Below are 23,215 nucleotides of genomic sequence, written 5' to 3' on the forward strand. Positions count from 1 at the left end.
TATCACTGACCAATACTGTTAATATCTTGGTTCATTTATGACTTCCTTTATGGATTAAGAATTTGTGATAGCACTTGTGCCAGCTGACTCTGGAATACCAAAGAACAAATTGCTGCTAAAGCCATTAAATAAGGAGCTTGAATATCCAAGTTCTCAGGATATCTCAAATACCCACCAAACCGATGTCTAAACTCGATTAAGAGAGCTTGAAAATACACTTTAGGATATGTCATTAATAAGTTAATTCTCCTAACACTAACAACTTCACCAACCTGTTTGTTAATTTCCTCAAAAACAAAATACCTTAAAACTAGCCACCGAGATTCATAATAATAATCCCATTCAGTTTCACATTGTGGGTGACTCATATGTGCCAAATCAGATTCAAAACTACCTGGCGAAACGTCAATTAATAGACCCGAAAGTTCATCACTGTGATAATCACGGTCTAAAATAGATGGCGTTTTAAAAAAATCATTTTTCCAAAGCTGAGTTAACTCCTGATGGTATTTAAAGGCATAGGAGTAGTAACGAATAGTTAAAAATAAAACAACGAGTGCCAATAGAAGACTTAAAGCTTCACCTTGCTGGAAAGAAATTTTTAGGATAAATGTATTAGCCTCTTCAATTACGGCACCGGTAAAAGTCACAACAATTAGAACGAGGCTAACGGTAGTTAGCAATAGCCTTTTTGACTTTAGCCCTTCGTCAGCATCAATACGCTCTTTTAGAGTTAGTTTCTTATCAGTTGACATCCCCCCTCCTCACATCAATCTTGTTGTTGACCAGAGCGGTTTTGCTTTCTTTTAGTAGCAATATAATTTGTTGGGATTTTTCGATTTTCATATATATTTTTGGTAATTTTCTCATCTAAATACGAAACCGTTTTATTTCCTTTATCTATTACAATTATCTTTGGGAAGTTCTTTTTATAGCTACAATTGCATGCCATAAAAATATTGAGCATAGCAAACCAAAAAATAAACTTTCTATTTCCATACCTTTAACAAGAAACTGGTTAAAAGGTATTACTGATTTCGCCCAATCATTTATTATGTCTAATACAGCTATTGGTAATGAGTAATTCAAACGAGCAATATCTGAAATAGTAAATTTGTCATGAATGAACGTATAAACCGAAAATAAAATTGTTGTAAGAAAGAACAAGATTAATGGGCGTATATAACACTGTCCAAAATCAGATACTTTATGATTAAACCATAGAAGAAACCTTTTAAAATAATTTTTGCTCTCTTCTGCCAAGTCCTTTCTATACTCAACCATTTCACGCTTGAAAAATTTATTAGCTTCAATGTGATTACTAGCTAAATCATATGAATTTTTTATAGTTCTATATGTCTCTCTTGTCGAAGGTCCGTCAATAGTTATACCAAGAAAATTTGATTCACTATTGTAATTACACTTCCCTAAATCTACGCCTTTAAAAAACTTGGCATCCCTAAAACTGATTACCTGATTAAATGTGTTATGAATAAAAACGGCTTTTTTACTTTTTACCTGTAGGCTTTCAAAGCCCACAAAGTTTTCAAACACACACTTTCTGATATAAACTGAATCGCATATAGAACCATTCAAATCAGCAACTTTTTCAAAATTGCAATCATCAACAACTAAGCTTCCTATATCACAAGATTTAAGCTCGAATTTGTCTTCAAATAAGCTCTTTCTAAGTAAAATATTTTCAATATAACCGCGTGAACCTTTATAACCGCTAAGAATAAAACGCCCACCCACCTTGCAGTTTTCGATATTAATCATCTTTATTTTTTTAGATAAATTGATAGCAGAAAAAATAGGTTTTTCAAAATAACAATATTGAAAATACACTTCAGATTTGAAAGTACAATTCGAAAATTGACTTGCAGCCAGAATCAAATCATTAAGCTCATCCCCTTTAGCAATAACTTGCTTTTCAAAAATACATTTAGAGTACAAGGATGAAGAAGGGTTCTTTAGAAGCATATAGTTCACTAAATGCCATTCATGTTTAAAAGTACATGATTCAAAAAATACTTGCTGATTCATTAAGGCCAAAGAAGCTGTAATTTCACAATCTCTAAACGAGACATTATTAAGTTTGTGCAAGACTTTAATGTATTCATTAGAACTAAAAGGGAATTTGATTTTGGTTAATTGGACTTCAACACTTCTTATCTCATCAAAAAATGCATCAGGAGGAGTTACTCTATTAACGATTCTAAACCCAGTATCATAGCTATTCTCGTCTTCTACTACCCCGAAATAAGGATATAACTTAAATTGAAATTCATTAAAGTCACCATAAAACTCACCGTCAATCTCTAAACCTTCATCCAGATCATTATCTGAATATCCATACTTATCTATACGACGATAGCTAAGCTCACCACCTGTATCAGTTTCATCAACTTTTAGGACTTTCTTTAAATTGGAATCAAAATAAAGGTATCCGGCTATATGATTTATAAGTTCTATGCAAAACTCGTTATATTCTTCAAATAATCCATTCTTATTACAGTGAAGGATGCAATCCGAACTTCCTTCAGAGCGCTTTCCAATACATCGGCTAACACAACAATAACTATTCATCGTTCCCCCTAACATCAATTTTGCCGGTAACCGCTGCGGAGATTAGGGCGGTTTTGCGTTCTTTGAGCAGTTCTATGGCTTGTTGGGATTTTTCGATTAGGGTGTCGATTTTTTTGGTTTGATTATCGAGATAATCTACGATTTCTTGTTGCTCCATTTTGGGAGGAAAAAGGTATTTTGCTTCCCTGATGGTATCTTGTCCGATATTAGGGTCTTTTCTCGTACCTTCCGCCCCAACCATCCAATAAGGTCGGTAATGTTGAACAAAATAATGCAAATACTCGGACACAACTTTATTCGCATCAGGTATTACTGCACAAACAGCTTGATTGATTGTAGAGTTAAACTTTAACAACGAATGTTTACCGATTGTTCCTGCACCACCATACATACCTAGTAACACACTGCCCTCAGGGATAATTGAACAAGCTGTTTCAGCAACTGCCTTTTCTGTAATCTTGATTGGAGTATCAAACAACAGCGCATTATTAAGGTCTGTCGTTCTAATCCAAGGGTAGATACCATCCTCGTAATATAAATCTTGCTTTGAAGTATTAGGCGTACCACCGCTATCGGTATTTGCAACCCATTTAATCTTCGGTTGCTCCCAATGCTCAGGGATTTGGCCTAGCCATTGGATGCCTGAGTCTTTGAGTGGGGCGTTGGGATTGAGGCCTTTGGTGACGGCGTGGCTGATGACGGCTTGGCGTTTTTCTTTTAGCAAAGCAATCATGGCTTGTTGCTTTTCAATCAACAAATCTATTTTGCCTGTTTCTTGGTCTAGGAAATTGGCTATAGCTTTTTGTTCATTAATAGCAGGCAACGAAAATATAAATTTTGGTATATCTGCCATACTTATATTTTGTTGGGTATTTGATGTACTCAACTGTTGTATTTGATATTGAGTAAGCGGACTTTTTAACAAGTATTCCAGATAAGGTGCCAGCACCTTGTTTAGGTTTGGTTTGATAAGAGCCAAAGGTGACCAAATGCTAAATTCAAAATCTACCTTTACTCTAGCTACTTTACCTATTGAAGCCGCTTTTCCTAATAAAATATCATCCTTTTCAATGTCAGCTTTTTTCTTGTACTCTTTGTGGTCCTCTTGACTTATGTATCGGCATTTATCAAAAACTAATTCACCATTCTGAATACCATCCACTGACAAAAAAGGTATCCCAGAATCAATAAAAACTGGCGTTGTATGAGGCCCATCCGTAATGGATGCTCTAATGATGTTTTTTAATCGATTCGTACTCCAATCAAGTGGAATCTGACCCAACCACTCAATTCCAGAATCTTTATAACTTGGATAAGGTTTATATTTACCCATATTCATGACCTCTGGCATTAGGCATGCACCTCATTCAGAAGCTTAAGAATATCCGCTGTAACCGCATCCAAATCCGCATCAATTTCTTCCAAGGCTCTGGGTGGTGTGTATTCATAGAAGTGTCGGTTAAATGGTATTTCGTAACCGACAATGCCTGTTTTTCCGTCTTTGTCATCGGTTTTGTTTTGATCTATCCACGCATCCGGCACATGGGGTAACACTTCTCGTTCAAAATAGGTTTGTATGTCTTCTTTTAATGGGATGTTTTCGTAATCCCGTAAGTCTGGATTGGGTTCTGGGTTACCTTTTTTGTCGGTGCAAATCACTGCATTATCGTTGTGCTCGGAGATGTGTTTTTGTATTAACTTAAATTGCGCGGCGGTGAGTTTGACTTTAAAGTGGGTTTTAAAGATTTCCCGGTCAAGCAGTTCGTCTTCTGGAATGGATTTTAAAGCGTCTAACACTTCGGTTTTAAGCAGGCCTGGTAGTTTTTCAAAGGCTTTGTCGGCTTGCAGGGCTGCTAATCTGTTTTCATCATGCGGGTAAAAGGCGAGCTGCAATGGGCGCTCAACGGTAATGCGTCTAAAACCAAAGTCGGTGGTATCAAACACCTTGGAGGTTATATTCGCTTCAAAGTCTCCGTAAAGCCGGTTAATTTCTTTGATGTGCGTTTCATTGAGCTGTTTGCGTTTTGATCCCAATGATTTACGCATGGGCTCACTCATGGCCGTGGCATTAATCAGTTGTACCTTGCCTTTACGCTCTGAGGTTTTGTGGTTGGACAAAATCCAGATATAGGTGGCAATGCCGGTATTAAAAAACATATCGGTTGGCAAAGCGATAATGGCTTCCAGCAGGTCGTTTTCTAACACATAACGCCGTATTTCGGATTCGCCCGACCCTGCGCCGCCAGTAAACAAAGGGGAACCATTGAGGATAATGCCAATGCGGCTACCCGGCTGTTTATTGGCTTTATCCGCTTTTTCGGCTGGTCGCATTTTAGAAATCAAATGCATTAAAAACAGTAAAGAGCCATCGCTTACTCTGGGCAGGCCTGGTCCAAATCGGCCTTCGTAGCCTTTTAAGGTATGTTCGTCTTTAACGGCTTTTTCGACCTTTTTCCATTCCACACCAAATGGCGGATTGGAGAGCATGTAATCGAACTTTTGGTCATCAAGCTGGTCGTCACTGAGGGTGTTGCCGTATTTAATGTTTTCAACCGGCTGACCTTTTATGAGCATGTCGGCTTTACAGATGGCGTACGATTCCGGGTTTAACTCTTGCCCAAAGGTGACGAGCTTGGCTTGTTCGTTCATCTCATGAATGTATTCCGAACCGGAGCTTAAAAACCCGCCGGTGCCCGCGGTGGGGTCATACAGGCTGCGTACAATACCAGGCCTGGTTAAAACGTCATCATCCAAACTAAACAGTAACGAGGTGGTTAAACGCACAATGTCTCTGGGGGTAAAGTGTTCCCCGGCAGTTTCGTTGGAGGCTTCGGCAAAACGACGAATCAGCTCTTCAAAGATTAAGCCCATGTCGTGATTGGTGACCACCTCGGGCTTGAGGTTAATGGCCGTGAATTTTTCGACCACTTTGAACAACAGGTCGGATTCGTCCAGATAATCCAATTGTTCGATAAACTTATAACGCTCGAAGATTTCACGCGTATTGGCGCTGAAATCATTGATATAAGCCTCCAAGTTGTCTTTTAAATTGTTTGGATCACCCAGCAAAGAAGCCAGATTATAAGGTGAGGTGTTGTAAAAGCTTTGGCCGGATTTTTTGGTTAGAAAGGCTTCTAATGGAATATCTAAATGCTTGCGCGCTTCATACTCATCAATCACGTCTTGTTTGGTGGGCTCCAACACACATTCCAAACGGCGCAACAACGTAAAGGGTAAAATCACTTTTCCATAATCTGCTTGTTTATAATCTCCACGCAGCAGGTCGGCGACCGACCAGATAAACGAAGCAATTGAAGAAAAGTTTGTGTTAGACATGCATGTTCCTTAAAAAGTGTTTTTACCAAAAGAAGTTATTAGTACTAAAAAAGTTTAAGACTGACAATTTTGCGTAATACTATAACGTGTTTACAGAAGATTGCATGATTTTATGGCCTTTCAGGCAATCCATCAAACCCCTCTCGTGTTAATGATTTATTCAAAGTTAAACGACTCACCTTAAAATGCTCTGCTACTTCTTTTTTAGTAATATTTGGGTCTTTTAACATGGCAGCTGCTTTTTGAACATCTGACCGGGTCATCGAAGGTTTTCGACCGCCTTTACGACCTCTTGCTCTTGCTGCTTTAAGACCTTCAAGAGTTCTTTCTCTAATCAAACTATGCTCGAACTCAGATAAAGCACCAAATATATGAAAAATGAGCTTCCCACCAGGAGAGGTGGTATCAATAGATTCAGTTAATGACTTAAAACCAACCCCTTTAGCTTCAAGCTCTGAAATAATCTCAACGAGATCTTTAAGGGAACGAGCAAGCCGATCCAACTTCCACACCACCAAAACATCCCCAGCTCTCAACATCTTTAAACAGAAACTAAGTTCAGGGCGATCTTTGCTCTTACCTGTAATTTTTTCTTTGAAAGTTTGTTCACAACCTGCTTTCGACAAGGCATCTACTTGAAGTTCAAGATTTTGATCCTGAGTACTTACTCGTGCATAACCTACAAACATAATAAAAGGTACCTTTTATAATAATAGATTTATTATCGTAATTTCTTTACACAATAACAAGTACTTTTGTTAGTTTTTAGACTTGGCAGGTAGATGTAAATAAAACGGTCGTTTTATAACTGTATTACAATCACTAAAACTAATACAACTAATAAGTTGTTTAAAAAACATAATACAATTAATTAGTTGTAAATTATTATTTAAACAATATTTAAGTTGTTTTTATTGCATAAAACAACTTATTAGTTGTAATATAAGGACATTCAAATACATTGGCTATAAACATGAAAAACTTAAATGAAATATCAAAAGCCTTAATCAAAAGACGCAATGACCTTTCCCTTGATCAGACAGACATGAAGTCTCGTATAGGCATGTCCCAACAACAGTACTCAAAATTAGAGTCTTCTGGCGAAATGAGATTAAGCACCTTATTGAGAGTCTTAGAAGGATTAGAGCTTGAAATTAAGTTCATCCCAAAAGAACATCTAAAAATCGAAGCCTTCATTTCTGATCAAATTGAAAAAAAACCGGAAAATTTAGACAAACTGCTAGAAACCATGTTTGGTAAAAATTTAGAGGAAATCGATAAAACCTTAGAGCCTAAAACCGAATATGACCCAGAAAGCTTTGAATCTAAACTAAAGGCTCTTGCTGATGACTAAAAGACATGAAGACGTAGCTGCATTACGCATAACTCTTCAGGGAGTTGAAATAGGAGTTCTGACACATTATACCGGCGGTAAGAATATCCTTACATTCTCACCAGACTATATTGCCATACCTGAATACTTAAAACCCACAATCTCTCTAAGACAAATAATTACTAAAAGTTTTGTTGAAAAACCAATAGTCAGCAATCAAAAAATAATGCCTATTCTTTCAAATCTTCTTCCCGAAGGTGCATTAAGAGAATGGATGGCGAAATCACTAAAAACTCATCCCGACAATGAGTTTGCTTTAATGGCCTACGCTGGTAAAAATCTAACTGGTGGAATTATTGCCATCCCTATCTCTAAAGGCGAAATTCCACCTTGGGCGTTAGACTCTCGGCAAAGTACGGACCCAGTACAGATCAACGTCACAGCTCCTGAGAACAAATTCTCGCTGGCTGGCATTCAAATGAAATTTTCCTCCAAAAGAGAAGATGGTCGTTTTTTAATTACAGATGACACCAACGGAGATTCCTGGATTATAAAAACCCCTAGCACACAGCACAAAAACGTGCCTGAAAACGAGTTCACTGCTATGACTCTTGCAAAAATAGCGGGAATAGAAATTCCAGAAATAAAACTTATTAAATTAAGTGACCTAGACAACCTGCCTGATATAAAACTACCCGACGAAGAGTTTGCATATGCCATTAAACGATTTGATAGAAAAGCTAAGGCTGATGGTTTTCAAAGATTACATACAGAAGATTTTGCCCAAATCCTCAATTTATACCCAACCCAAAAATACGATAAAGTAAATTATGAGCAGATGGGATTAATCATTAAAGATTTTAGTCAAAAAGGACTTTTTGATGTTCAGCAGTTCGCCAAAAGACTACTTATCAATATCTTGTTAGGAAATGGGGATGCGCATATTAAAAACTGGTCGATGATATACCATGACCAACAAACACCTCAGCTCTCACCTGCATATGACATTCTCAGCACGATGGTTTATATCCATAATGAACGTGATTTAGCTTTAAACATGGCTAAAAATAAAGATTGGTACGCAATGTCCTTCGAACACTTTAAAAGCTGGGCAGAAAGAATTGACGTCAACTGGAGTGCAATCAAAGTTCATTTAGATGAAACCATGAATATAGCAAGAACAAGATGGCTAGAAGAATTAAATCATCTTCCTATGATTGAGCAGCACAAATCTCAGCTTAAAGAGCATTGGGCAAAATTGCATCCTGATTTTAGAATCTAGGAGAAATGCTGTAAAACTCCAAGATTATGTACGATATGTATATATCGTGCGTACAAAAATGATATTTCGCCTTCAAAATGAGGTTTTAACACTTGTGAAGCATGGAATGGATAAGTGACACTTTAGTTCTGCTACAAATTTACGTTTTTTAAGTGACACTCTAAAAGCCATCACCTTTAAGAGTACCCGTTTAAGCAAACAAGCTATTTTTTATTCAACACACTTTTTAGGTTTCAAGTCATCCGGATCCAAACAAAGCGCTAATTATCCTGTATTCATTCCATACTGTACGACATCAACACAACCATACATTTTGTATCAGCAATATCGAGTCACTTTGTAAAAATCAATTGCTCAATTTTTTTGTATTTTTTTATAAAAATTTATTTAAACATTGCTCAGACACAATTAATAATATTGTGACGCAGACATGTGACCGTCACAATTACAAATTCAAAAAAATATTTTTTTTCTCCTAGTGACGTGCCTATGCAGAAAAAATGCTCCCACTAGTGACGCACCTATGCAGATTTATATAAAAAATTTCTAAAATTAAGTACAAAAAATCAATTTTTAAAAAAGTACTTTAATCAATTCCACCCCCTGTTTCTAAGAACTGCATTAGCAACCAAATATAGAAAATCCGCTAAAATTGTTTATTATGAAGTGTGTTAACATTATGTTTATAAAACGAAAAGGTGATAATAATGGACAAAATCGATCCTACAACTTCTTTAGTCATTGGTTCAATAGTTGTGCTTCTTGTAGGCGGATATCTAGTTAGTTTCGCCCTCTGGATGCTTAAAGTTGCCAATAAAAAAGAAGAACAAGAAAAACGATTAGAGACCTGTAAAGAGTCAATATAATTTAAAACTCTTTTAAAGCCACATCGATCATTAGGTCTCATTAAAACTGAATCGCCACAAATAAAGAGGAATAATTATGTGGTTATTTTTAGGATTTTTAGCTTTTGGAGCTTTCATTTATTTTTACGGAAAAAAAATTGAAAAGCAAAAAGAAGAAATAGGTATCCAAAATAAACCTGAAGAAGATGATTCTTTTGGCTATGGTGTGGATCCTGGTGACGTTGCAACCTATGATGATTAGGTGCCTTAAATTAATCCCCTCATAATTTACTATGTGGGGTTACTATCTTCCTCCTGAACGACTTGAAACTTCATAATCGGTACCCGCAAATACCTGCTTTAACTTGCTCTCCATTAGGACTGGAATCTTTTGCTATGAAAGATAGTCTTTAGCCTTATCTACCATGCGCCCAACAACTGAACTAACAGGTTCCTCTACCTGGTAGACTCAGGCTACATATCGCTGCCAAGCACGTCAAGATCTTCTCTACGATCTATTTGACAAGAGATTTTCTCTTGTTGATCCGCAGATGGTGCGGAACCATGCATGTCATTTATTTTTGGCATAATTTTACTACCAAAAAAATTGTTTGTACTGACATATTCCTGATAACCTTATCGTGCTTTCTGACTAAGCTTTCCCAACGTCAGTTTATGCCACAGGTGTAAAGTTTTACGTTTAGACATGGTGTAGTGGTAAAGTGAAATTGGCCACCTAATTGGAGATGCTAAAATGCATCTAAATCAAAAAGGTGAGTCAAAATGACAAAGACAAGAAGAACATTTTCAGCCGAATTCAAACTTGAATCTGCGCAATTGGTCGTTGACCAGGGCTATACGGCATCAGAAGCCGCTGAAGCCATGGGTGTTGGTTTATCAACGATGAATAAGTGGGTTAAGCAGTTGCGTGAAGAACGCAAAGGTAAAACGCCTAAAGCCAGTGCTTTAACGCCTGAACAGATTGAGATTCAGCAACTCAAAAAGCGGGTTAAGTACCTCGAAGAGGAAAAAGACATATTAAAAAAGGCTACAGCGCTCTTGATGTCGGATTCACTGAACAGCTGAAGGTCATCAAAAAGCTTCAGGAGCGCTATTCAGTCAAGCGTCTTTGCAAGGTCTTCCAGGTTCACCGTAGCACGTTTAAATACTGGAAAAATCGTCGCAGACGACCGAATGCCAAACGAGTTAAAGAACTCGCTATGGTTCGGCGAATTCATGCGGAAAGCAACGGTTCAGCCGGGGCAAGAACGATTGAGCAGATATCCTCTGATAGAGAATTACCAATCAGTCGTTATCGTGCTGGCAAGATGATGAAGCAATTGCGACTACAAAGCTGCCAGTTGCCGAAGCATAACTACAAAAAAGCGTTGCAAGAACACATTGCCATACCTAACTTGCTCGATAGACAGTTTTCACCGAGTAAACCGAACGAAGTGTGGTCGGGTGATGTCACCTATATCTGGACGGGCAATCGCTGGGCTTATCTTGCCGTAGTGCTAGACCTGTTTGCCAGAAAACCTATTGGCTGGGCTATGAGTTACTCTCCTGATTCGGAATTGACAGTCAAAGCCTTAACGATAGCTCATGAGTCTAGGGGGAAACCGGAAGGTGTGATGTTTCACTCCGACCAAGGAACCCATTATACCAGTGTTAAATATCGCCAATCGCTGTGGCGATACAAGATAAAACAGAGCTTGAGTCGCAGAGGAAATTGCTGGGATAACAGCCCAATGGAACGCTTCTTTAGAAGCTTAAAGACTGAATGGATTCCAACAGCGGGTTATCGGAATCTGGCAGAGGCCAAAAAACACATCGGAAATTACATTCTGGGGTATTACTCACAGGTGAGGCCGCATCAATTTAACGGCGGTAAAACGCCAAATAAGGCGGAGCAGATTTACTGGTTAAATTGCTCTAAAGACGTGGCCAAATTTACTTGACCACTACATGGTAAACCTGTTTGAAAGTGTAAAGAATTACGCCTTTCAAGTGGACAATATACCTGTATGCCGAGGATTACGCTTCATAAACCTATATTTTGTTCTGTGAAACGTAAAACTGGTTGCTTTTAGTTTGGTAAAACGTAAAAGTGGATACCTTTTAAAGAGTCTAATTATGTTGTAACCAAAATTACTACGCCACTAAAATCAAATTATTCAGATGAATTGTATTTTTGTAGGTTTTGTAGGTTTTGTAGGGCTACTTGTGTACTTAAAAATAATGAGGTGGTGATACGTAATGGTTGTTTACAACCATTGCGAATCACCGCCCGACAACCGACTAAAGGGAGGGCGTCAGTATCTATTTAGATAGTAATACCTTTTTTTAAAGTTGCACAGAGGTTGCACAAAATAAATAATACTTTAAAGAAAAGAAATAAAAACAAGACAAGCTATTGAAAATAAAGAAATAAATTGGTGCCTCCTCTGTGACTTGAACACAGGACCTACCGATTATGAGTCGGGTGCTCTAACCAACTGAGCTAAGGAGGCGTAAGGAAGGTGTTAAACAAAAACCACCAGGCCTGGTGGTTTTTTGGTTGCCTATTATAGGCAAATTAATATTTTTTGCAGTGGTTTTTCAACACTACAAAACGATATTAATCTAAGAAGCTTTTTAAGCGTTCCGCACGACTTGGGTGACGAAGTTTACGCAAGGCTTTGGCTTCAATCTGACGAATACGCTCACGCGTGACATCAAACTGTTTACCCACTTCTTCCAGCGTATGATCCGTGTTCATGCCTAGCCCGAAACGCATACGAAGCACCTTGGCTTCACGTGGTGTTAAAGTGCTTAACATTTCACGAACCGTTTCACCCATGCCTTCTAAATCGGCAGAGTCTTGCGGAGATAAGATATTGGAATCTTCAATGAAATCTCCCAAAGAAGAATCTTCATCATCCCCAACTGGCGTTTCCATTGAGATCGGTTCTTTGGCGATTTTCATCACTTTGCGAACTTTGTCTTCCGGCATTTCCATTTCTTCAGCCAGCTCTTCAGGAGTCGGTTCACGCCCCATTTTTTGCAGCAACTGACGCTGAATACGGTTCAGTTTGTTGATGGTTTCAATCATGTGCACCGGAATACGGATCGTACGAGCCTGGTCGGCAATCGAACGGGTAATGGCCTGACGAATCCACCAGGTGGCGTAAGTTGAGAACTTGTAACCACGACGGTATTCGAACTTCTCAACCGCTTTCATGAGACCAATATTCCCTTCTTGGATTAAGTCTAGGAATTGTAGACCGCGGTTGGTGTATTTTTTGGCAATCGAGATTACCAGACGCAAGTTCGCTTCGATCATTTCACGTTTTGCAACACGTGCGATGCTTTCGGCTTTACTTAAATCTTTGTAAATTGTTTTGTATTGATTGATTGGCATTTTTTCAGCTTTTTCAATCATCGCCAGGCGTTTTTGAGCTCGCTTCACATCAGCTCGCACTTCTTCCAGTGCATCGGCTTTATCTGGGTGCGCTTCTTTCAGACGGTCTAAGACTTCATAATCCGTTTCAGACCCAACGAATAGTTTTAGGAAGCTTGGGCGAGGCACACCCACTTGACGCATCACAACATTGACGATATTACGCTCTTGTTCACGAATGGATGAAACGCGTAACTTGATGCCCTTAATCATGCGGTTTACGAAAACAGGCGACAGTTTGACGGTTGCAAGCAATTCGACAATTTCAGCACGTTTTTTAACGGACTTCGGATCAGAATAACCGTTCTTTTCTTCTGCTTTCAGCGTATCGGCATTCAGTTTGGCTAACTTTTGCAAAAACGCTTCCAGCTCTTCTGGATTAATACCGTCTTCTTTTGGTTCGCCTGAATCGTTGTCTGGCGACAGCTCTTCAATTGGAATATCGACCAAGTCTGCCGGGCGAATAAAACCTTGAATCAAGTCAGCGGTTTTTCCTTCACCGTCTTCGATTCGAGAGAAAGAGGCTAGTAACTCCATAGCGACCTGAGGATATTTGGCCATGGCTTCAAGCATGTCACGAATGCCGTATTCAATACGCTTCGCAATTTCGACTTCGCCTTGACGCGTCAACAGCTCAACCGATCCCATTTCACGCATGTACATACGAACAGGATCTGTTGTGCGACCAAATTCAGCGTCTACTTCTGCTAGAGCTAAGATAGCGGCTTCAGCTGCCGCATCATCGAAGGTTTCACCTTCTTTGGTCAACAACTCATCTGCATCGGGAGCAGACTCAAATAATTGGATTCCAAAATCCCTTAGAATCGTTAAAACTTGCCCCAGTTGATCTTCTTCAATATCATCTGGCAGAACATCATTCACGTCAGAGAAGGTTAAGTAACCAAGATCCTTGGCTCTTTCAATCAAATCGATTAATTGCTGCTTTCTTTCTACTCTTGTCATCTTCGCCTCAATTTTAGATTCTAAGGAAGGAACGCCTCCCAAAAAATAGAACAGAATATTATACTAGATTTTTTAATTTAACGCTTTGAAATTTAATTAAATTCTAATTTTATCCTTGCAAAATTAATGCCGTTTTTTCAATTCATTAATTTTTTTTGCAACGTTTTTTTGTCTTTTTCTTTTTTCAATTCTGACCCAATCTGCAACACAATCGCTTTGAATTCATTTTCAATGAACGCTTCATTCTCTTGGATTACAATGGCATACACTTGTTTTAGAACATGTGCCCGGTTCGCTTCGCCTAACCAGCTTTCTAACGACTCACTGATATAGGCATTTTGTTTTAGCACTTGAATCGCTTGTGCTAAAAAACGGAATTCAGCATTATGCGATTCTTGTAAATCTTGTAACAAGTCGTCTGAAAACACGGTCGCCCAATGGGCGCGTAACATTAACAGTCGAATCAATCTTAATACAATGCTGGTCGCTTTGATCCGAACAGGCTGTTCATTTTTTTTCTTCGCAGAAGGCTGCTTGGTGGAAGAGACCCGAATCCCCATAATTTGCCCTAAACGCCACACCGGCACATCCACATAATCTGACAAAACCTTGGTTAACAGATCCGGCATAGCGCCTGGTGCTGATGCAATATAAGGTGTTGCCAACGCAATCAGTTGTTGCTGGCCTTCCACAGTGGATACCGGTGAGCCTAAACGCCCAATCAAGCCTTTAAACAAGAAGCCTGATAAAGTCATGGCTTGCTGAATGCGGTTTTGAAACCCTTCAACCCCTTCTTGGCGTACCGTGGAATCCGGGTCTTCGCCTTGATCTAAAAACAAAAACTTGATCGAGCGCGTATCCTGCATTTTAGGCAACGCCAATTCCAATGCTTTCCAAGCGGCTTTTTGTCCGGCGTCATCTCCATCAAAACAAAACACCACTTCATTGACCTGACGAAACATAATGTCCAGGTGTTCGGTTGTAATCGCAGTCCCTAACGTTGCAACAGCATTGCGAATACCGAACTGCGCCAGAGCAACCACGTCCATATACCCTTCTACGACCAAAATATGATTGACCTGTTGCCGTGCTTGACGCATTTCATACAGACCATACAAGGTCACTGACTTATGAAATATGGGCGTTTCTGGAGAATTCAAGTATTTAGGTTGTTCTTCTGCAGATAAAACTCGACCGCCAAAGGCAATGACCCGCCCACGACCATCGCGAATAGGGAACATTATGCGATGCCGAAAACGGTCATAGGTTTTGCCATCTTCTTTTTGAATCAACATACCTGTTTCAACAAGTTGTTGCTTGAGTATTGTATCGGCCTTTAAGTTAGAAACTAAACTGTCCCAACCAGGAGGCGCAAAACCGATAACAAATTCTTTGGCGATCTCAGCCGTCAACCCTCTTTGTTTCAAATAGGTTTTGGCTTCTGCTGATGCGGGATGACTCTTGAGTTGTTGGCGATAAAATTTCGCGACACTGTGCATGACGTCATATAGATCGCGTGTTTTTTGTTGCTGCTGTGCTTGTTTTTGGGTGAGTTTTTCTCTAGGCACTTCCATGCCGTTCATGGCTGCTAGGGTTTCGACGGCTTCGACAAAGGACAACCCATCATAGTCGGTTAAAAACTTGAGGGCATCGCCACTGGCACCGCAACCAAAACAATGATAGAACTGCTTTTGGGCACTGACATTAAAAGAAGGGGTTTTTTCATCATGAAACGGGCAACAGGCTTTGTAATTGGTGCCTGCTTTTTTTAACGGCACTCGTTGATTAATGACTTGCACGATATCGGCTCGTGCCAGCAAGTCTTCAATAAATGAACGAGGAATCGTTCCTTTTGCCGTCTTATTCACTAATGCGCAATCCTTTCAACTTTAAATCCGATTTAATGAAACTAAACACATGTTATCCACAGAAAAATACACAGGCTCTAAACGCAAAAAACCCGTTAGTGAAATCACCAACGGGTTTTATCTTATCAACGATCAGTTAAGTGAATTAAATTAATACAGTCTTTGTATTAGCTTAATTTTGCCTTAATCAGTTTACTGACTTCTGCCATATCGGCACGACCTTGCATCTTTGGCTTTAACAGCCCCATGACTTTCCCCATATCCTGCATGGAGGATGCTGAAACGTCTGAAATCGCTTCATCCACTAATTGCGAAACCTCTGCTTCTGTTAGTGGTTGTGGCAAGAAGTCTTGAATAATCTTCATTTCTAAAGCTTCTTGCTCAGCCAGCTCTGGTCGGCCTGCTTCTTCGTATTGCTGCAAAGAATCGCGACGTTGCTTCAACATTTTATCTAAAATTGGCAACACTTCCGCGTCATCTTCAAGCGTGGTCTGATTATCAATTTCCACTTGCTTGATTGCAGCCTGCATTGAACGAATTACCGCTAGGCGCTCTTTCTCTTTTGCCTTCATGGCAATCTTCATTTCTGAAGTCAGACGGGCTTTTAATTCACTTGACATTGATTGACCTTTTATCCAGTCAAACTTAGTACATACGAGTCGTACGACGGTTTTCACGCGACAAACGTTTTGCTAAACGCTTAACGGCTGCCGCTTTCATACGCTTTCTAGCCCAAGTTGGCTTTTCATAGAACTCACGCTTACGTGACTCTGTTAACACACCTGCTTTTTCGCAAGCACGCTTGAAACGACGTAGTGCAACGTCAAATGGTTCTGTATCTCTTACTTTTACGCTTGGCATAATATACTCTTTCTTTAAAATTCGTTTTATGACTTTCAATAGGGAAAATCGGGAAAACGCGAATTATAAAATTAAGTGCCTTGTTTTGCAAACAAAACTTCAGACATTTCTTGAGTTTTTGTTAAAATCGTTAACCTTTCTTAAGTACTCGACACTCAATAGGCTCTAGTAAAACGATTTTATGCAGACAACTCATTCGAATCCGTCATCTCCTTCCTTAACGCTTGGCATTGAAACGTCTTGTGATGAAACTGGAATAGCATTATACCATTCTGAAAAAGGATTAATTGCACACACGCTTTACAGCCAGATAAAACTTCATGCGGAGTATGGCGGTGTGGTGCCGGAACTGGCTTCTCGTGATCACATTCGAAAGATCACCCCGTTGATTCAGGAAACGTTGAAAAAGGGTCAGGTCAGCGCGAAAGACATTACCGGCATTGCCTATACGGCGGGACCGGGGCTAATGGGTGCCCTGCTTTCAGGTGCATCGGTGGCTCGCAGCCTGGCGTTTGCCTGGCAAATTCCAGCCATTGCCATTCATCATATGGAAGGCCATTTACTGGCGCCGATGTTGGAAGAAACCCAGCCGGAATTTCCATTTGTCTGTCTGTTGGTGTCTGGCGGTCACACAATGATTATTCGAGTGGACGGCATTGGGCGTTATAAATTACTCGGCGACACCTTAGATGATGCCGCAGGTGAAGCGTTTGATAAAACCGCTAAAATGCTTGGTTTGGGCTACCCGGGCGGACCTGAAGTGTCCAAACTGGCGTTGCAAGGCCAAACCGATCGTTATAAATTTCCACGTCCGATGGTGGATCGCCCTGGCTTGGACATGAGTTTCAGTGGTTTGAAAACTTTTACCCTCAACACATGGCTAAAAGCAAAAGAGAGCGGTGATGATTCTGAACAAACCAAAGCCGACATTTGCCGTGCGTTTGAAGTGGCGGTGGCCGATACGTTGAGCATTAAATGCAAGCGTGCTTTAGAACAGGAAGGGTTGAACCGTTTGGTGGTGTCCGGCGGCGTCAGTGCGAATCGTGAAATTCGAGCGAAGCTGGATGCGTTAATGGCGAAACGAAAAGGCAGCGCTTTTTACCCAAGGCTTGAATTCTGTACCGACAACGGTGCGATGATTGCCTATGCCGGGTCAAAACGATTAGACGCCGGGCAATCTTCTGATTTAAATTTTGCCTGCCAACCTCGCTGGGATTTGGAATCACTGGAGCCGATAGACCCCATTGAAGTGGCTTAACGCCTTCCAACTCTTACAAACAAAAAACGACCAGGCCTGGTCGTTTTAACCTTTAGCTTCCTCAAAACGTCTCTTTTCTTGATGATTTAATGCCGCAGAGCGAATAAGTGCAACAAACACCGCCAATAACAACCCTAAAACGATAGCAACTGCGATAATCAATTTTCCTTTGGGTTTCACAGGGGCTTCCGGTGTGCTTGGCGACTTAAGTACAAGAAAGGTATCAAATGTAATGGCTTTCAATGCTTTAAGATCATGTAATATCTTTTCTTTTTCAATCTTCAGCATTCTTAAACGCTCTGAATAAGGCAAGTTACTTTGACGATTTTTAAGCTGATCAACACGCGGATTTTGCTTCAAAAGCAATAAATCTGCTTTTAAAGCTGAAATTTGCGGAATAAAGGCGGCTAAATTCTGGCGGCGTTTCAAGCTGTTTATTTCTGCCGATAAGATTTTCGTTCCCATCCAATATCCTTTCATACCAGATTGCGTATTCACATCAACAATCATATTGGACGTATTTTTTGCTTGCATTGTTTTGCCATATTGCCCTGGTTCAATAGGCTCTGTAATACCTAACTTTTGGGCAATCCGCAAGTTTTCATTTAACCGCTGTAATTGATCATCCAAATTTTCTTTTGAATTATCAATCAGCGCTTTGATTTTTTGTTCTATTTGTTCACGCTTTAAAGCATCAGCTTCTTGTATGCGTTCAATTTCTGATTCGATTTCTAAATTAATTTTTTGATTTTCCAGCTGATAGTGAAAACGATTTATTCCTAACACTTCATTTAAATGTGAGGTTAAATCTTGTTTAAGGGCATTAACCGCTTGACGGTTCGCAATTTCTAAAACAAGTGCCAATGCTTTTTGACTGGCTTGTACAGAAGGCAACGACATCGAAAGTTTGGTCTTTTGAAGAACGGATAGCTGCACTTTTTTATTTTGCTCTGGCCATGCCACCTTCAACTTGCCATCATTCAGAAACACTCGCAACTCTGATGCAGAATCAAAATCATATCCTGCATTGGCTAGGAGTTGATTCAACGTTTTTGAGTTAGATAAAACTTGAAATGTATTCTGATTTTGCAAATTCTTTAAGAACTCAACATAAACTGATTCACGATCAATATCTTGGGTGTTCGACAAGCTCTTTAACGATGCGATTTGACTACTATTAGGCAGTGCCACTTCCGCTTCGGATTGATATATTTTTTGTGCGGTAAGTACATAAATCACCGCCAGCAGCAATACAGTCAACACAATTCCGACAATCAACTTTCTTTGCCGAACTAAAGCACGCCACAATTCAAACAAATCAATTTCATCATCTACATGGGCACGATCGGGCGTCGTATTCATTGGCTTCTCCTAACCCATAAGTAGTCAATATTCCATCTTTTTCTGACCTGATATAACACCCCCAGCAGAATCATAAATAAAAACAGACCTGCGTAACTTACATCCCATTGCCAAATTAAATACAACACAAAAATGTGAAATAGGCTCATTGCAATGAACCCTAATTTAGAAGGCAACATTAAAATGGCAGGATAAAAAAACGTCATCACCATACCAAAAGAGCAGACTTTGAGGGAAGGACACTTCAAAAACCAATTCAAAACTTTTTTCCTTAAAAACACGTATTTATAAACAGTCGCTAATTCTACTTTGTTCCTGATTTAGGTACAAGCATTTTGTCTCGATAATAGGAACAAATGAAAACCATTTATTCCCCAGAATCTAAAATATTGTGCCTTTGGTTAAGAAAACAAAGAGAACTAAAAGGACTCACAATGAGAGAAGCGGCCCATTTACTTGGAAAGCCGCATTCTTTTATTGGAAAAATAGAAGTCGGTCAACGACGTTTAGATGTGATTGAATTTATTTGGTATTGTCGCTCCCTTGGGTTCGACCCCATTGAAGGGATACGACAACTCTACACAGAAAAGCACACTTAAAATTTAAATGCGTAAAAAGTTGTTACTGGTTCAGCTTATGACTTTTTAATCAAATCTTCTTCTCCTTTTAGCAATCGCTCGATATTGCTTCGATGACGCCAGAACAAAATAAGGGTCATGATGGCCGTCACCGACACCCAAGCCATATTGCCGTCGGCCAATAAATAAATGTAAAGTGGCGCCAAAGCCGTGGCGATTAAGGCCGACAAAGAGGAAATTTTAAGAACCTTCGCCACAAACAACCATGTACCGGCAACAGCGGCACCGATTGGCAAAGACAACCCAAACATTACTCCCAGCATGGTTGCGACCCCTTTGCCACCACGAAAGCCAAAGAAAATTGGGTAAAGGTGACCAATAAAACTGGCAAACCCAACCAGAATAACGGCCAAAGGCGACCAGCCCGCCATATTCGCTAAAGCAACAGGCACAACCCCTTTCAGCATATCGCCCAACAAAGTGATCGCCGCAGGCTTGGAGCCATAAAGTCGCTTAACATTAGTTGCACCAGGGTTGCCAGACCCTTCCTGACGTGGATCGCCCAACCCCATTAAACGACAAACAATAATCGCTGACGATAGCGACCCTAAAAAATACGCGCCTGCAATCCCTGCTAACTCTATTTCTGACAAGCCTACCACTGATGGTCACCTTTATTTATCTTAAAAACTTGGAGCGTTATTCTAGCGGAATGTGCGATAATTTCGTACTTAATTCCTTTATTTAAACCACAAGAGAACTTTATGGCACTGGATATCATTTTCATTCAAGGGTTGAAAATCAACGCCGTCATCGGTGTGTACGACTGGGAAAAACAATTCAAACAGCCGTTAATTTTTGATCTGTCATTATCCACCGATCTTCAAGCGTCTGCTCAGTCGGATGACATTAATGACACGGTGAACTATAAGACGATTGCCGATGAAGTGATTGAGTTGGTGGAAAACAGTCGTTATGAATTGATTGAAACATTGGCGGAAGCGACTTGCCAGCAGATCTTTCAACGCCATCAAGCGGTGCAACAAATTGAATTGACATTGAAAAAACCAAACGCGGTGGTGGAAGCGGAAACCGTGGGATTAAAGATAGTTCGTTCTCGCTCTTAAACGTTTTAAAGCGCTCAAAACAAAAAACGACCAGGCCTGGTCGTTTTTAATAATAATGAAGCCACCCACACTCTAACTCGATTGCGCCAACATTTCTTTTTGTGCCTGAGCGGCCTTTTTTATCATCGGCACGATTTGTTCCATGTACAAACAGGCCTGATGTTCGGTAATCCGATTCAAATCTTGATAGTCCTGTTGGAACTGCTGACCATTTTGGCGAGACATATTACGCATGACTTTATGGAACAACCGCTCTCCCTCTGCCAGACGCACCAGCGTAACCAACTGTTCCGCTGAAGCTTGCGGCAGAAAACTTTGCAAGATACGGTCATCCACCGTGATCATTTTGGTCGCCAAGTTTCGATAGGTATTGAGTTTTCTACTCAACCCTTCCGAACTTGAAGACGTTGCTTTCTCCAGACGATCACTCACCACCTTTTGCAGGCTTTCCAGTGCCTGTTGCGGCAACTCAAAACTCACAGGCCCAGTTTCCAAAATATAAAGCCCATCATGATCTCGTTTAGCGGTAATTTCCATGTATCATCCTACTTTGTTAGGTCATGAAACGATTTAAATATACTCGGTCATTTCATCCATAAATTCAATCTTGCCTTGTGATTCAAGATCAAACATCTTTTCAACGATTCGTTTAATCGCCACTTTAGCATCACCTTCAGACGGCATAATCGATTTTTCAAGGTCAGCACTCAGTTGTTTAGACAAAATACTGCCTACATTACCAACTACCATCTCTGACAGCTCGGCATCATTTGCAACCTGCATTAGTTTCAGCAAATCTTGGTTATCAATTGAACGTACCAATAACTGCACACCTGCTGGTGTCAGCTCTTTAATTTTTCGCCCTAGTTCAATATAACTGTTTAGAATGGAATGCGTTTCACCATGCTCTAACGCAATCAAATGCTCCAGCGTAATATTCAATAGCTCAACCGAAAAACGATCCATTTTAATCGACGCATAGCCAATATGGATTAACCATTCATTCTCATGAACTTTTTTAATTCCTAACTTCATGTCATCCTGCCTTAAAATCGGGTAAGCCTTCTTAATGATACCGTTAAAGCAAAAAGACTGCCAAATACCATCCAGTTATTTGCTTCATACTATAATATAATGTTTTAAAATTTTAATTCAATTAAACGCTAGACTGGTCACCATGAAACCCAATCAACAACTCCCCTCGCCTTCTGAAGAGGCGCAACAAAAAAGCCTTTCGTTACAACAAAAGATCCGTCAAATGCTCAAACGCCACGGTATGATGCCGTTTCCACGTTTTATGGAAATGGCGCTTTACACCCCAGGGCTGGGGTATTACGCCAGCGGCTTGCCAAAGATCGGTCAGCAGGGCGACTTTATTACCGCCCCGGAAGTATCATCTATTTTCTCACGCTGCCTTGCTCGACAAGCAGCGCAAGTACTCGAAACATTGGACACCCCCAATGTGATTGAATTCGGTGCTGGGAAAGGCACCATGGCAAAAGACATTTTGCGGGAACTGGATGCGCTAGAACAGCCTATTGAACAATACTATATTGTTGAACTCAGTGCGGATTTAAGAGCTCGGCAACAAGAAACCCTTCAAACATTACCTGAAACGTTATTTAACAAAGTGGTCTGGCTGGATCAATTACCAAAAGACTCACTGCAAGCCGTGGTGCTGGCCAATGAGGTACTAGATGCCATGCCGGTTGAAAGGCTTCGCTTGGAAGAAGATCAGAGTCTTCGTGGCTATGTCACGTTTAATGAAGACAAACAACGATTTGAGTGGGATTACCACCCAATCACAGACGCCACACTTCAGAAAGCCAGCAATGCGATTTTAAACCTCATTGGTACTCCGTCACCGCGCGGGTATGAAACCGAAATCAATTTAAACATTCACCCTTGGTTGCAATCCATTGCGGATTTTTTAAGCCAAGGCGCGGTGCTTTTAATCGACTACGGTTACAGCCGAAAAGAATATTATCAACCGTCCCGTCACATGGGAACGCTACGTTGCCATTACCAACACCGAGCGCATGGCGACCCTTTCTTTTTCCCGGGGTTACAGGACATTACAGCTCATGTGGACTTTACCAGCGTGGCGGAATCGGGCTTTGACACAGGCTTTAAGGTCGCTGGTTACACCACCCAAGCGCATTTTCTAATGGGCAGTGGCTTATTGGAAATGTCTGGCGACCCGACGGCCGACATTACCGAATCGCTTAAAATTGCACAGCAAATCAAAACATTGACCTTGCCCGATGAAATGGGGGAGAGCTTCAAAGTCATCGCCTTAACCAAAGACGTTGACCTGTCATTAATCGGATTTAAATTACGCGACTTACGCCACCAGCTTTAAGGAACCCTA

At 40.3% G+C, this 23,215-nt stretch carries 22 protein-coding genes and 1 tRNA gene; 9 read left to right on the forward strand and 14 right to left on the reverse strand.

The genetic code is table 11. The features are described from left to right. Positions 1 to 47 precede the first annotated feature (47 nt). The 5 genes from GHNINEIG_RS09500 to GHNINEIG_RS09520 all read right to left on the reverse strand — a co-directional run bounded on the left by GHNINEIG_RS09500 (position 48) and on the right by GHNINEIG_RS09520 (position 6,614). Positions 48 to 755, reverse strand: a complete 708-nt coding sequence (locus tag GHNINEIG_RS09500; RefSeq protein ID WP_135796431.1) for a hypothetical protein — start codon at positions 753 to 755, stop codon at positions 48 to 50. 154 nt (positions 756 to 909) lie between these two features. After that, positions 910 to 2,589 carry a hypothetical protein gene (locus GHNINEIG_RS09505; RefSeq protein ID WP_135796432.1) on the reverse strand — a complete coding sequence of 560 codons (1,680 nt, stop codon included), beginning with the start codon at positions 2,587 to 2,589 and terminating at the stop codon, positions 910 to 912. Beyond that, positions 2,582 to 3,940 carry a restriction endonuclease subunit S gene (locus GHNINEIG_RS09510; RefSeq protein WP_135796433.1) on the reverse strand — a complete coding sequence of 453 codons (1,359 nt, stop codon included), beginning with the start codon at positions 3,938 to 3,940 and terminating at the stop codon, positions 2,582 to 2,584. Before GHNINEIG_RS09510 ends, GHNINEIG_RS09505 begins: the two co-directional genes overlap by 8 nt. Next, on the reverse strand, positions 3,940 to 5,925 hold the full coding sequence (locus GHNINEIG_RS09515) for a type I restriction-modification system subunit M (protein ID WP_135796434.1): 1,986 nt from the start codon (positions 5,923 to 5,925) through the stop codon (positions 3,940 to 3,942). Before GHNINEIG_RS09515 ends, GHNINEIG_RS09510 begins: the two co-directional genes overlap by 1 nt. Before the next feature lie 110 nt (positions 5,926 to 6,035). Continuing rightward, on the reverse strand, positions 6,036 to 6,614 hold the full coding sequence (locus GHNINEIG_RS09520) for a recombinase family protein (protein ID WP_135796435.1): 579 nt from the start codon (positions 6,612 to 6,614) through the stop codon (positions 6,036 to 6,038). 284 nt (positions 6,615 to 6,898) lie between these two features. Between GHNINEIG_RS09520 and GHNINEIG_RS09525 the strand changes: the two genes are divergently transcribed. The 5 genes from GHNINEIG_RS09525 (at position 6,899) to GHNINEIG_RS09535 (ending at position 11,346) form a co-directional block, all read left to right on the forward strand. Next, positions 6,899 to 7,279 (forward strand): helix-turn-helix domain-containing protein, encoded by a 381-nt coding sequence (locus GHNINEIG_RS09525; RefSeq protein WP_135796436.1) that lies wholly within the window; start codon positions 6,899 to 6,901, stop codon positions 7,277 to 7,279. Continuing rightward, positions 7,272 to 8,540 (forward strand): type II toxin-antitoxin system HipA family toxin, encoded by a 1,269-nt coding sequence (locus tag GHNINEIG_RS09530; RefSeq protein WP_135796437.1) that lies wholly within the window; start codon positions 7,272 to 7,274, stop codon positions 8,538 to 8,540. The genes GHNINEIG_RS09525 and GHNINEIG_RS09530 overlap by 8 nt, the downstream gene beginning before the upstream one ends. 707 nt (positions 8,541 to 9,247) lie before the next feature. Next, positions 9,248 to 9,406 carry a hypothetical protein gene (locus GHNINEIG_RS11690; protein ID WP_189636876.1) on the forward strand — a complete coding sequence of 53 codons (159 nt, stop codon included), beginning with the start codon at positions 9,248 to 9,250 and terminating at the stop codon, positions 9,404 to 9,406. Positions 9,407 to 9,482: 76 nt separating this feature from the next. Then, positions 9,483 to 9,647: a hypothetical protein gene (locus GHNINEIG_RS11695; RefSeq protein ID WP_189636877.1), complete on the forward strand. Its 165-nt coding sequence runs from the start codon at positions 9,483 to 9,485 to the stop codon at positions 9,645 to 9,647. Positions 9,648 to 10,168: 521 nt separating this feature from the next. Then, positions 10,169 to 11,346 (forward strand): IS3 family transposase gene (locus GHNINEIG_RS09535; RefSeq protein ID WP_135795037.1). Its coding sequence is split into 2 segments (ribosomal slippage): positions 10,169 to 10,433 and positions 10,433 to 11,346, totalling 1,179 coding nucleotides; the frame shifts between segments, so codons are not numbered across the junction. A gap of 475 nt (positions 11,347 to 11,821) precedes the next feature. On the opposite strand, the gene GHNINEIG_RS09540 is transcribed toward GHNINEIG_RS09535, so the two are convergent. From GHNINEIG_RS09540 to rpsU, 5 genes are all read right to left on the reverse strand, one after another. Continuing rightward, a tRNA-Ile gene (locus GHNINEIG_RS09540) sits at positions 11,822 to 11,898 on the reverse strand. 107 nt (positions 11,899 to 12,005) lie between these two features. Then, on the reverse strand, positions 12,006 to 13,790 hold the full coding sequence (gene rpoD / locus GHNINEIG_RS09545) for an RNA polymerase sigma factor RpoD (RefSeq protein WP_135796438.1): 1,785 nt from the start codon (positions 13,788 to 13,790) through the stop codon (positions 12,006 to 12,008). Between the two features lie 137 nt (positions 13,791 to 13,927). After that, the gene (gene dnaG / locus GHNINEIG_RS09550) at positions 13,928 to 15,658 is read right to left on the reverse strand and encodes a DNA primase (protein WP_135796439.1); all 1,731 of its coding nucleotides are present in this window, start codon (positions 15,656 to 15,658) and stop codon (positions 13,928 to 13,930) included. A 167-nt stretch (positions 15,659 to 15,825) separates the two neighbouring features. Further along, positions 15,826 to 16,278 (reverse strand): GatB/YqeY domain-containing protein, encoded by a 453-nt coding sequence (locus GHNINEIG_RS09555; RefSeq protein WP_135796440.1) that lies wholly within the window; start codon positions 16,276 to 16,278, stop codon positions 15,826 to 15,828. Positions 16,279 to 16,303: 25 nt separating this feature from the next. Next, positions 16,304 to 16,519: a 30S ribosomal protein S21 gene (rpsU, locus tag GHNINEIG_RS09560; protein ID WP_011371230.1), complete on the reverse strand. Its 216-nt coding sequence runs from the start codon at positions 16,517 to 16,519 to the stop codon at positions 16,304 to 16,306. A 181-nt stretch (positions 16,520 to 16,700) separates the two neighbouring features. On the opposite strand from rpsU, the gene tsaD reads away from it, so the two are divergent. Then, positions 16,701 to 17,777: a tRNA (adenosine(37)-N6)-threonylcarbamoyltransferase complex transferase subunit TsaD gene (gene tsaD / locus GHNINEIG_RS09565; RefSeq protein ID WP_135796441.1), complete on the forward strand. Its 1,077-nt coding sequence runs from the start codon at positions 16,701 to 16,703 to the stop codon at positions 17,775 to 17,777. A 45-nt stretch (positions 17,778 to 17,822) separates the two neighbouring features. Here the strand turns inward: tsaD and GHNINEIG_RS09570 are convergent, their stop codons facing one another. Then, the gene (locus GHNINEIG_RS09570; protein WP_135796442.1) at positions 17,823 to 19,139 is read right to left on the reverse strand and encodes a Wzz/FepE/Etk N-terminal domain-containing protein; all 1,317 of its coding nucleotides are present in this window, start codon (positions 19,137 to 19,139) and stop codon (positions 17,823 to 17,825) included. Between the two features lie 434 nt (positions 19,140 to 19,573). Between GHNINEIG_RS09570 and GHNINEIG_RS09575 the strand changes: the two genes are divergently transcribed. Beyond that, the gene (locus tag GHNINEIG_RS09575; RefSeq protein ID WP_262982061.1) at positions 19,574 to 19,738 is read left to right on the forward strand and encodes a hypothetical protein; all 165 of its coding nucleotides are present in this window, start codon (positions 19,574 to 19,576) and stop codon (positions 19,736 to 19,738) included. A gap of 35 nt (positions 19,739 to 19,773) precedes the next feature. On the opposite strand, the gene plsY is transcribed toward GHNINEIG_RS09575, so the two are convergent. Further along, positions 19,774 to 20,379: a glycerol-3-phosphate 1-O-acyltransferase PlsY gene (gene plsY, locus GHNINEIG_RS09580; protein WP_135796444.1), complete on the reverse strand. Its 606-nt coding sequence runs from the start codon at positions 20,377 to 20,379 to the stop codon at positions 19,774 to 19,776. Positions 20,380 to 20,481: 102 nt separating this feature from the next. On the opposite strand from plsY, the gene folB reads away from it, so the two are divergent. Continuing rightward, complete coding sequence (folB, locus tag GHNINEIG_RS09585) at positions 20,482 to 20,844, forward strand: dihydroneopterin aldolase (RefSeq protein ID WP_135796445.1); 363 nt, start codon at positions 20,482 to 20,484, stop codon at positions 20,842 to 20,844. Positions 20,845 to 20,916: 72 nt separating this feature from the next. Here the strand turns inward: folB and GHNINEIG_RS09590 are convergent, their stop codons facing one another. Continuing rightward, entirely contained in the window at positions 20,917 to 21,381 is a 465-nt protein-coding gene (locus GHNINEIG_RS09590; protein ID WP_135796446.1) for a FliG C-terminal domain-containing protein, read from the reverse strand. Between the two features lie 33 nt (positions 21,382 to 21,414). Next, positions 21,415 to 21,879, reverse strand: a complete 465-nt coding sequence (locus GHNINEIG_RS09595) for a FliG C-terminal domain-containing protein (protein WP_135796447.1) — start codon at positions 21,877 to 21,879, stop codon at positions 21,415 to 21,417. Positions 21,880 to 22,021: 142 nt separating this feature from the next. Here GHNINEIG_RS09595 and GHNINEIG_RS09600 point away from each other — a divergent pair, with 142 nt between their 5' ends. Continuing rightward, a complete protein-coding gene (locus GHNINEIG_RS09600; RefSeq protein WP_135796448.1) occupies positions 22,022 to 23,206 on the forward strand; it encodes a class I SAM-dependent methyltransferase in 1,185 nt (394 codons plus the stop codon). The last annotated feature ends 9 nt before the right edge of the window (positions 23,207 to 23,215 follow it).

The sequence above is a fragment of the Hydrogenovibrio crunogenus genome, assembly GCF_004786015.1.
Classification (GTDB): domain Bacteria; phylum Pseudomonadota; class Gammaproteobacteria; order Thiomicrospirales; family Thiomicrospiraceae; genus Hydrogenovibrio; species Hydrogenovibrio crunogenus.

What these genes read in the sequence shown, in the direction of transcription:
- GHNINEIG_RS09505 (WP_135796432.1), bottom strand. Translation starts at nt 2,589, where the DNA reads ATGAATAGTTATTGTTGTGTTAGCCGATGTATTGGAAAGCGCTCTGAA.
- GHNINEIG_RS09500 (WP_135796431.1), bottom strand. Translation starts at nt 755, where the DNA reads ATGTCAACTGATAAGAAACTAACTCTAAAAGAGCGTATTGATGCTGAC.
- GHNINEIG_RS09510 (WP_135796433.1), bottom strand. Translation starts at nt 3,940, where the DNA reads ATGCCAGAGGTCATGAATATGGGTAAATATAAACCTTATCCAAGTTAT.
- folB (WP_135796445.1), top strand. Translation starts at nt 20,482, where the DNA reads ATGGCACTGGATATCATTTTCATTCAAGGGTTGAAAATCAACGCCGTC.
- GHNINEIG_RS09570 (WP_135796442.1), bottom strand. Translation starts at nt 19,139, where the DNA reads ATGAATACGACGCCCGATCGTGCCCATGTAGATGATGAAATTGATTTG.
- GHNINEIG_RS09595 (WP_135796447.1), bottom strand. Translation starts at nt 21,879, where the DNA reads ATGAAGTTAGGAATTAAAAAAGTTCATGAGAATGAATGGTTAATCCAT.
- GHNINEIG_RS09515 (WP_135796434.1), bottom strand. Translation starts at nt 5,925, where the DNA reads ATGTCTAACACAAACTTTTCTTCAATTGCTTCGTTTATCTGGTCGGTC.
- GHNINEIG_RS09525 (WP_135796436.1), top strand. Translation starts at nt 6,899, where the DNA reads ATGAAAAACTTAAATGAAATATCAAAAGCCTTAATCAAAAGACGCAAT.
- GHNINEIG_RS09575 (WP_262982061.1), top strand. Translation starts at nt 19,574, where the DNA reads ATGAGAGAAGCGGCCCATTTACTTGGAAAGCCGCATTCTTTTATTGGA.
- GHNINEIG_RS11695 (WP_189636877.1), top strand. Translation starts at nt 9,483, where the DNA reads ATGTGGTTATTTTTAGGATTTTTAGCTTTTGGAGCTTTCATTTATTTT.
- tsaD (WP_135796441.1), top strand. Translation starts at nt 16,701, where the DNA reads ATGCAGACAACTCATTCGAATCCGTCATCTCCTTCCTTAACGCTTGGC.
- GHNINEIG_RS09530 (WP_135796437.1), top strand. Translation starts at nt 7,272, where the DNA reads ATGACTAAAAGACATGAAGACGTAGCTGCATTACGCATAACTCTTCAG.
- GHNINEIG_RS09600 (WP_135796448.1), top strand. Translation starts at nt 22,022, where the DNA reads ATGAAACCCAATCAACAACTCCCCTCGCCTTCTGAAGAGGCGCAACAA.
- GHNINEIG_RS09555 (WP_135796440.1), bottom strand. Translation starts at nt 16,278, where the DNA reads ATGTCAAGTGAATTAAAAGCCCGTCTGACTTCAGAAATGAAGATTGCC.
- GHNINEIG_RS11690 (WP_189636876.1), top strand. Translation starts at nt 9,248, where the DNA reads ATGGACAAAATCGATCCTACAACTTCTTTAGTCATTGGTTCAATAGTT.
- rpsU (WP_011371230.1), bottom strand. Translation starts at nt 16,519, where the DNA reads ATGCCAAGCGTAAAAGTAAGAGATACAGAACCATTTGACGTTGCACTA.
- GHNINEIG_RS09520 (WP_135796435.1), bottom strand. Translation starts at nt 6,614, where the DNA reads ATGTTTGTAGGTTATGCACGAGTAAGTACTCAGGATCAAAATCTTGAA.
- rpoD (WP_135796438.1), bottom strand. Translation starts at nt 13,790, where the DNA reads ATGACAAGAGTAGAAAGAAAGCAGCAATTAATCGATTTGATTGAAAGA.
- GHNINEIG_RS09590 (WP_135796446.1), bottom strand. Translation starts at nt 21,381, where the DNA reads ATGGAAATTACCGCTAAACGAGATCATGATGGGCTTTATATTTTGGAA.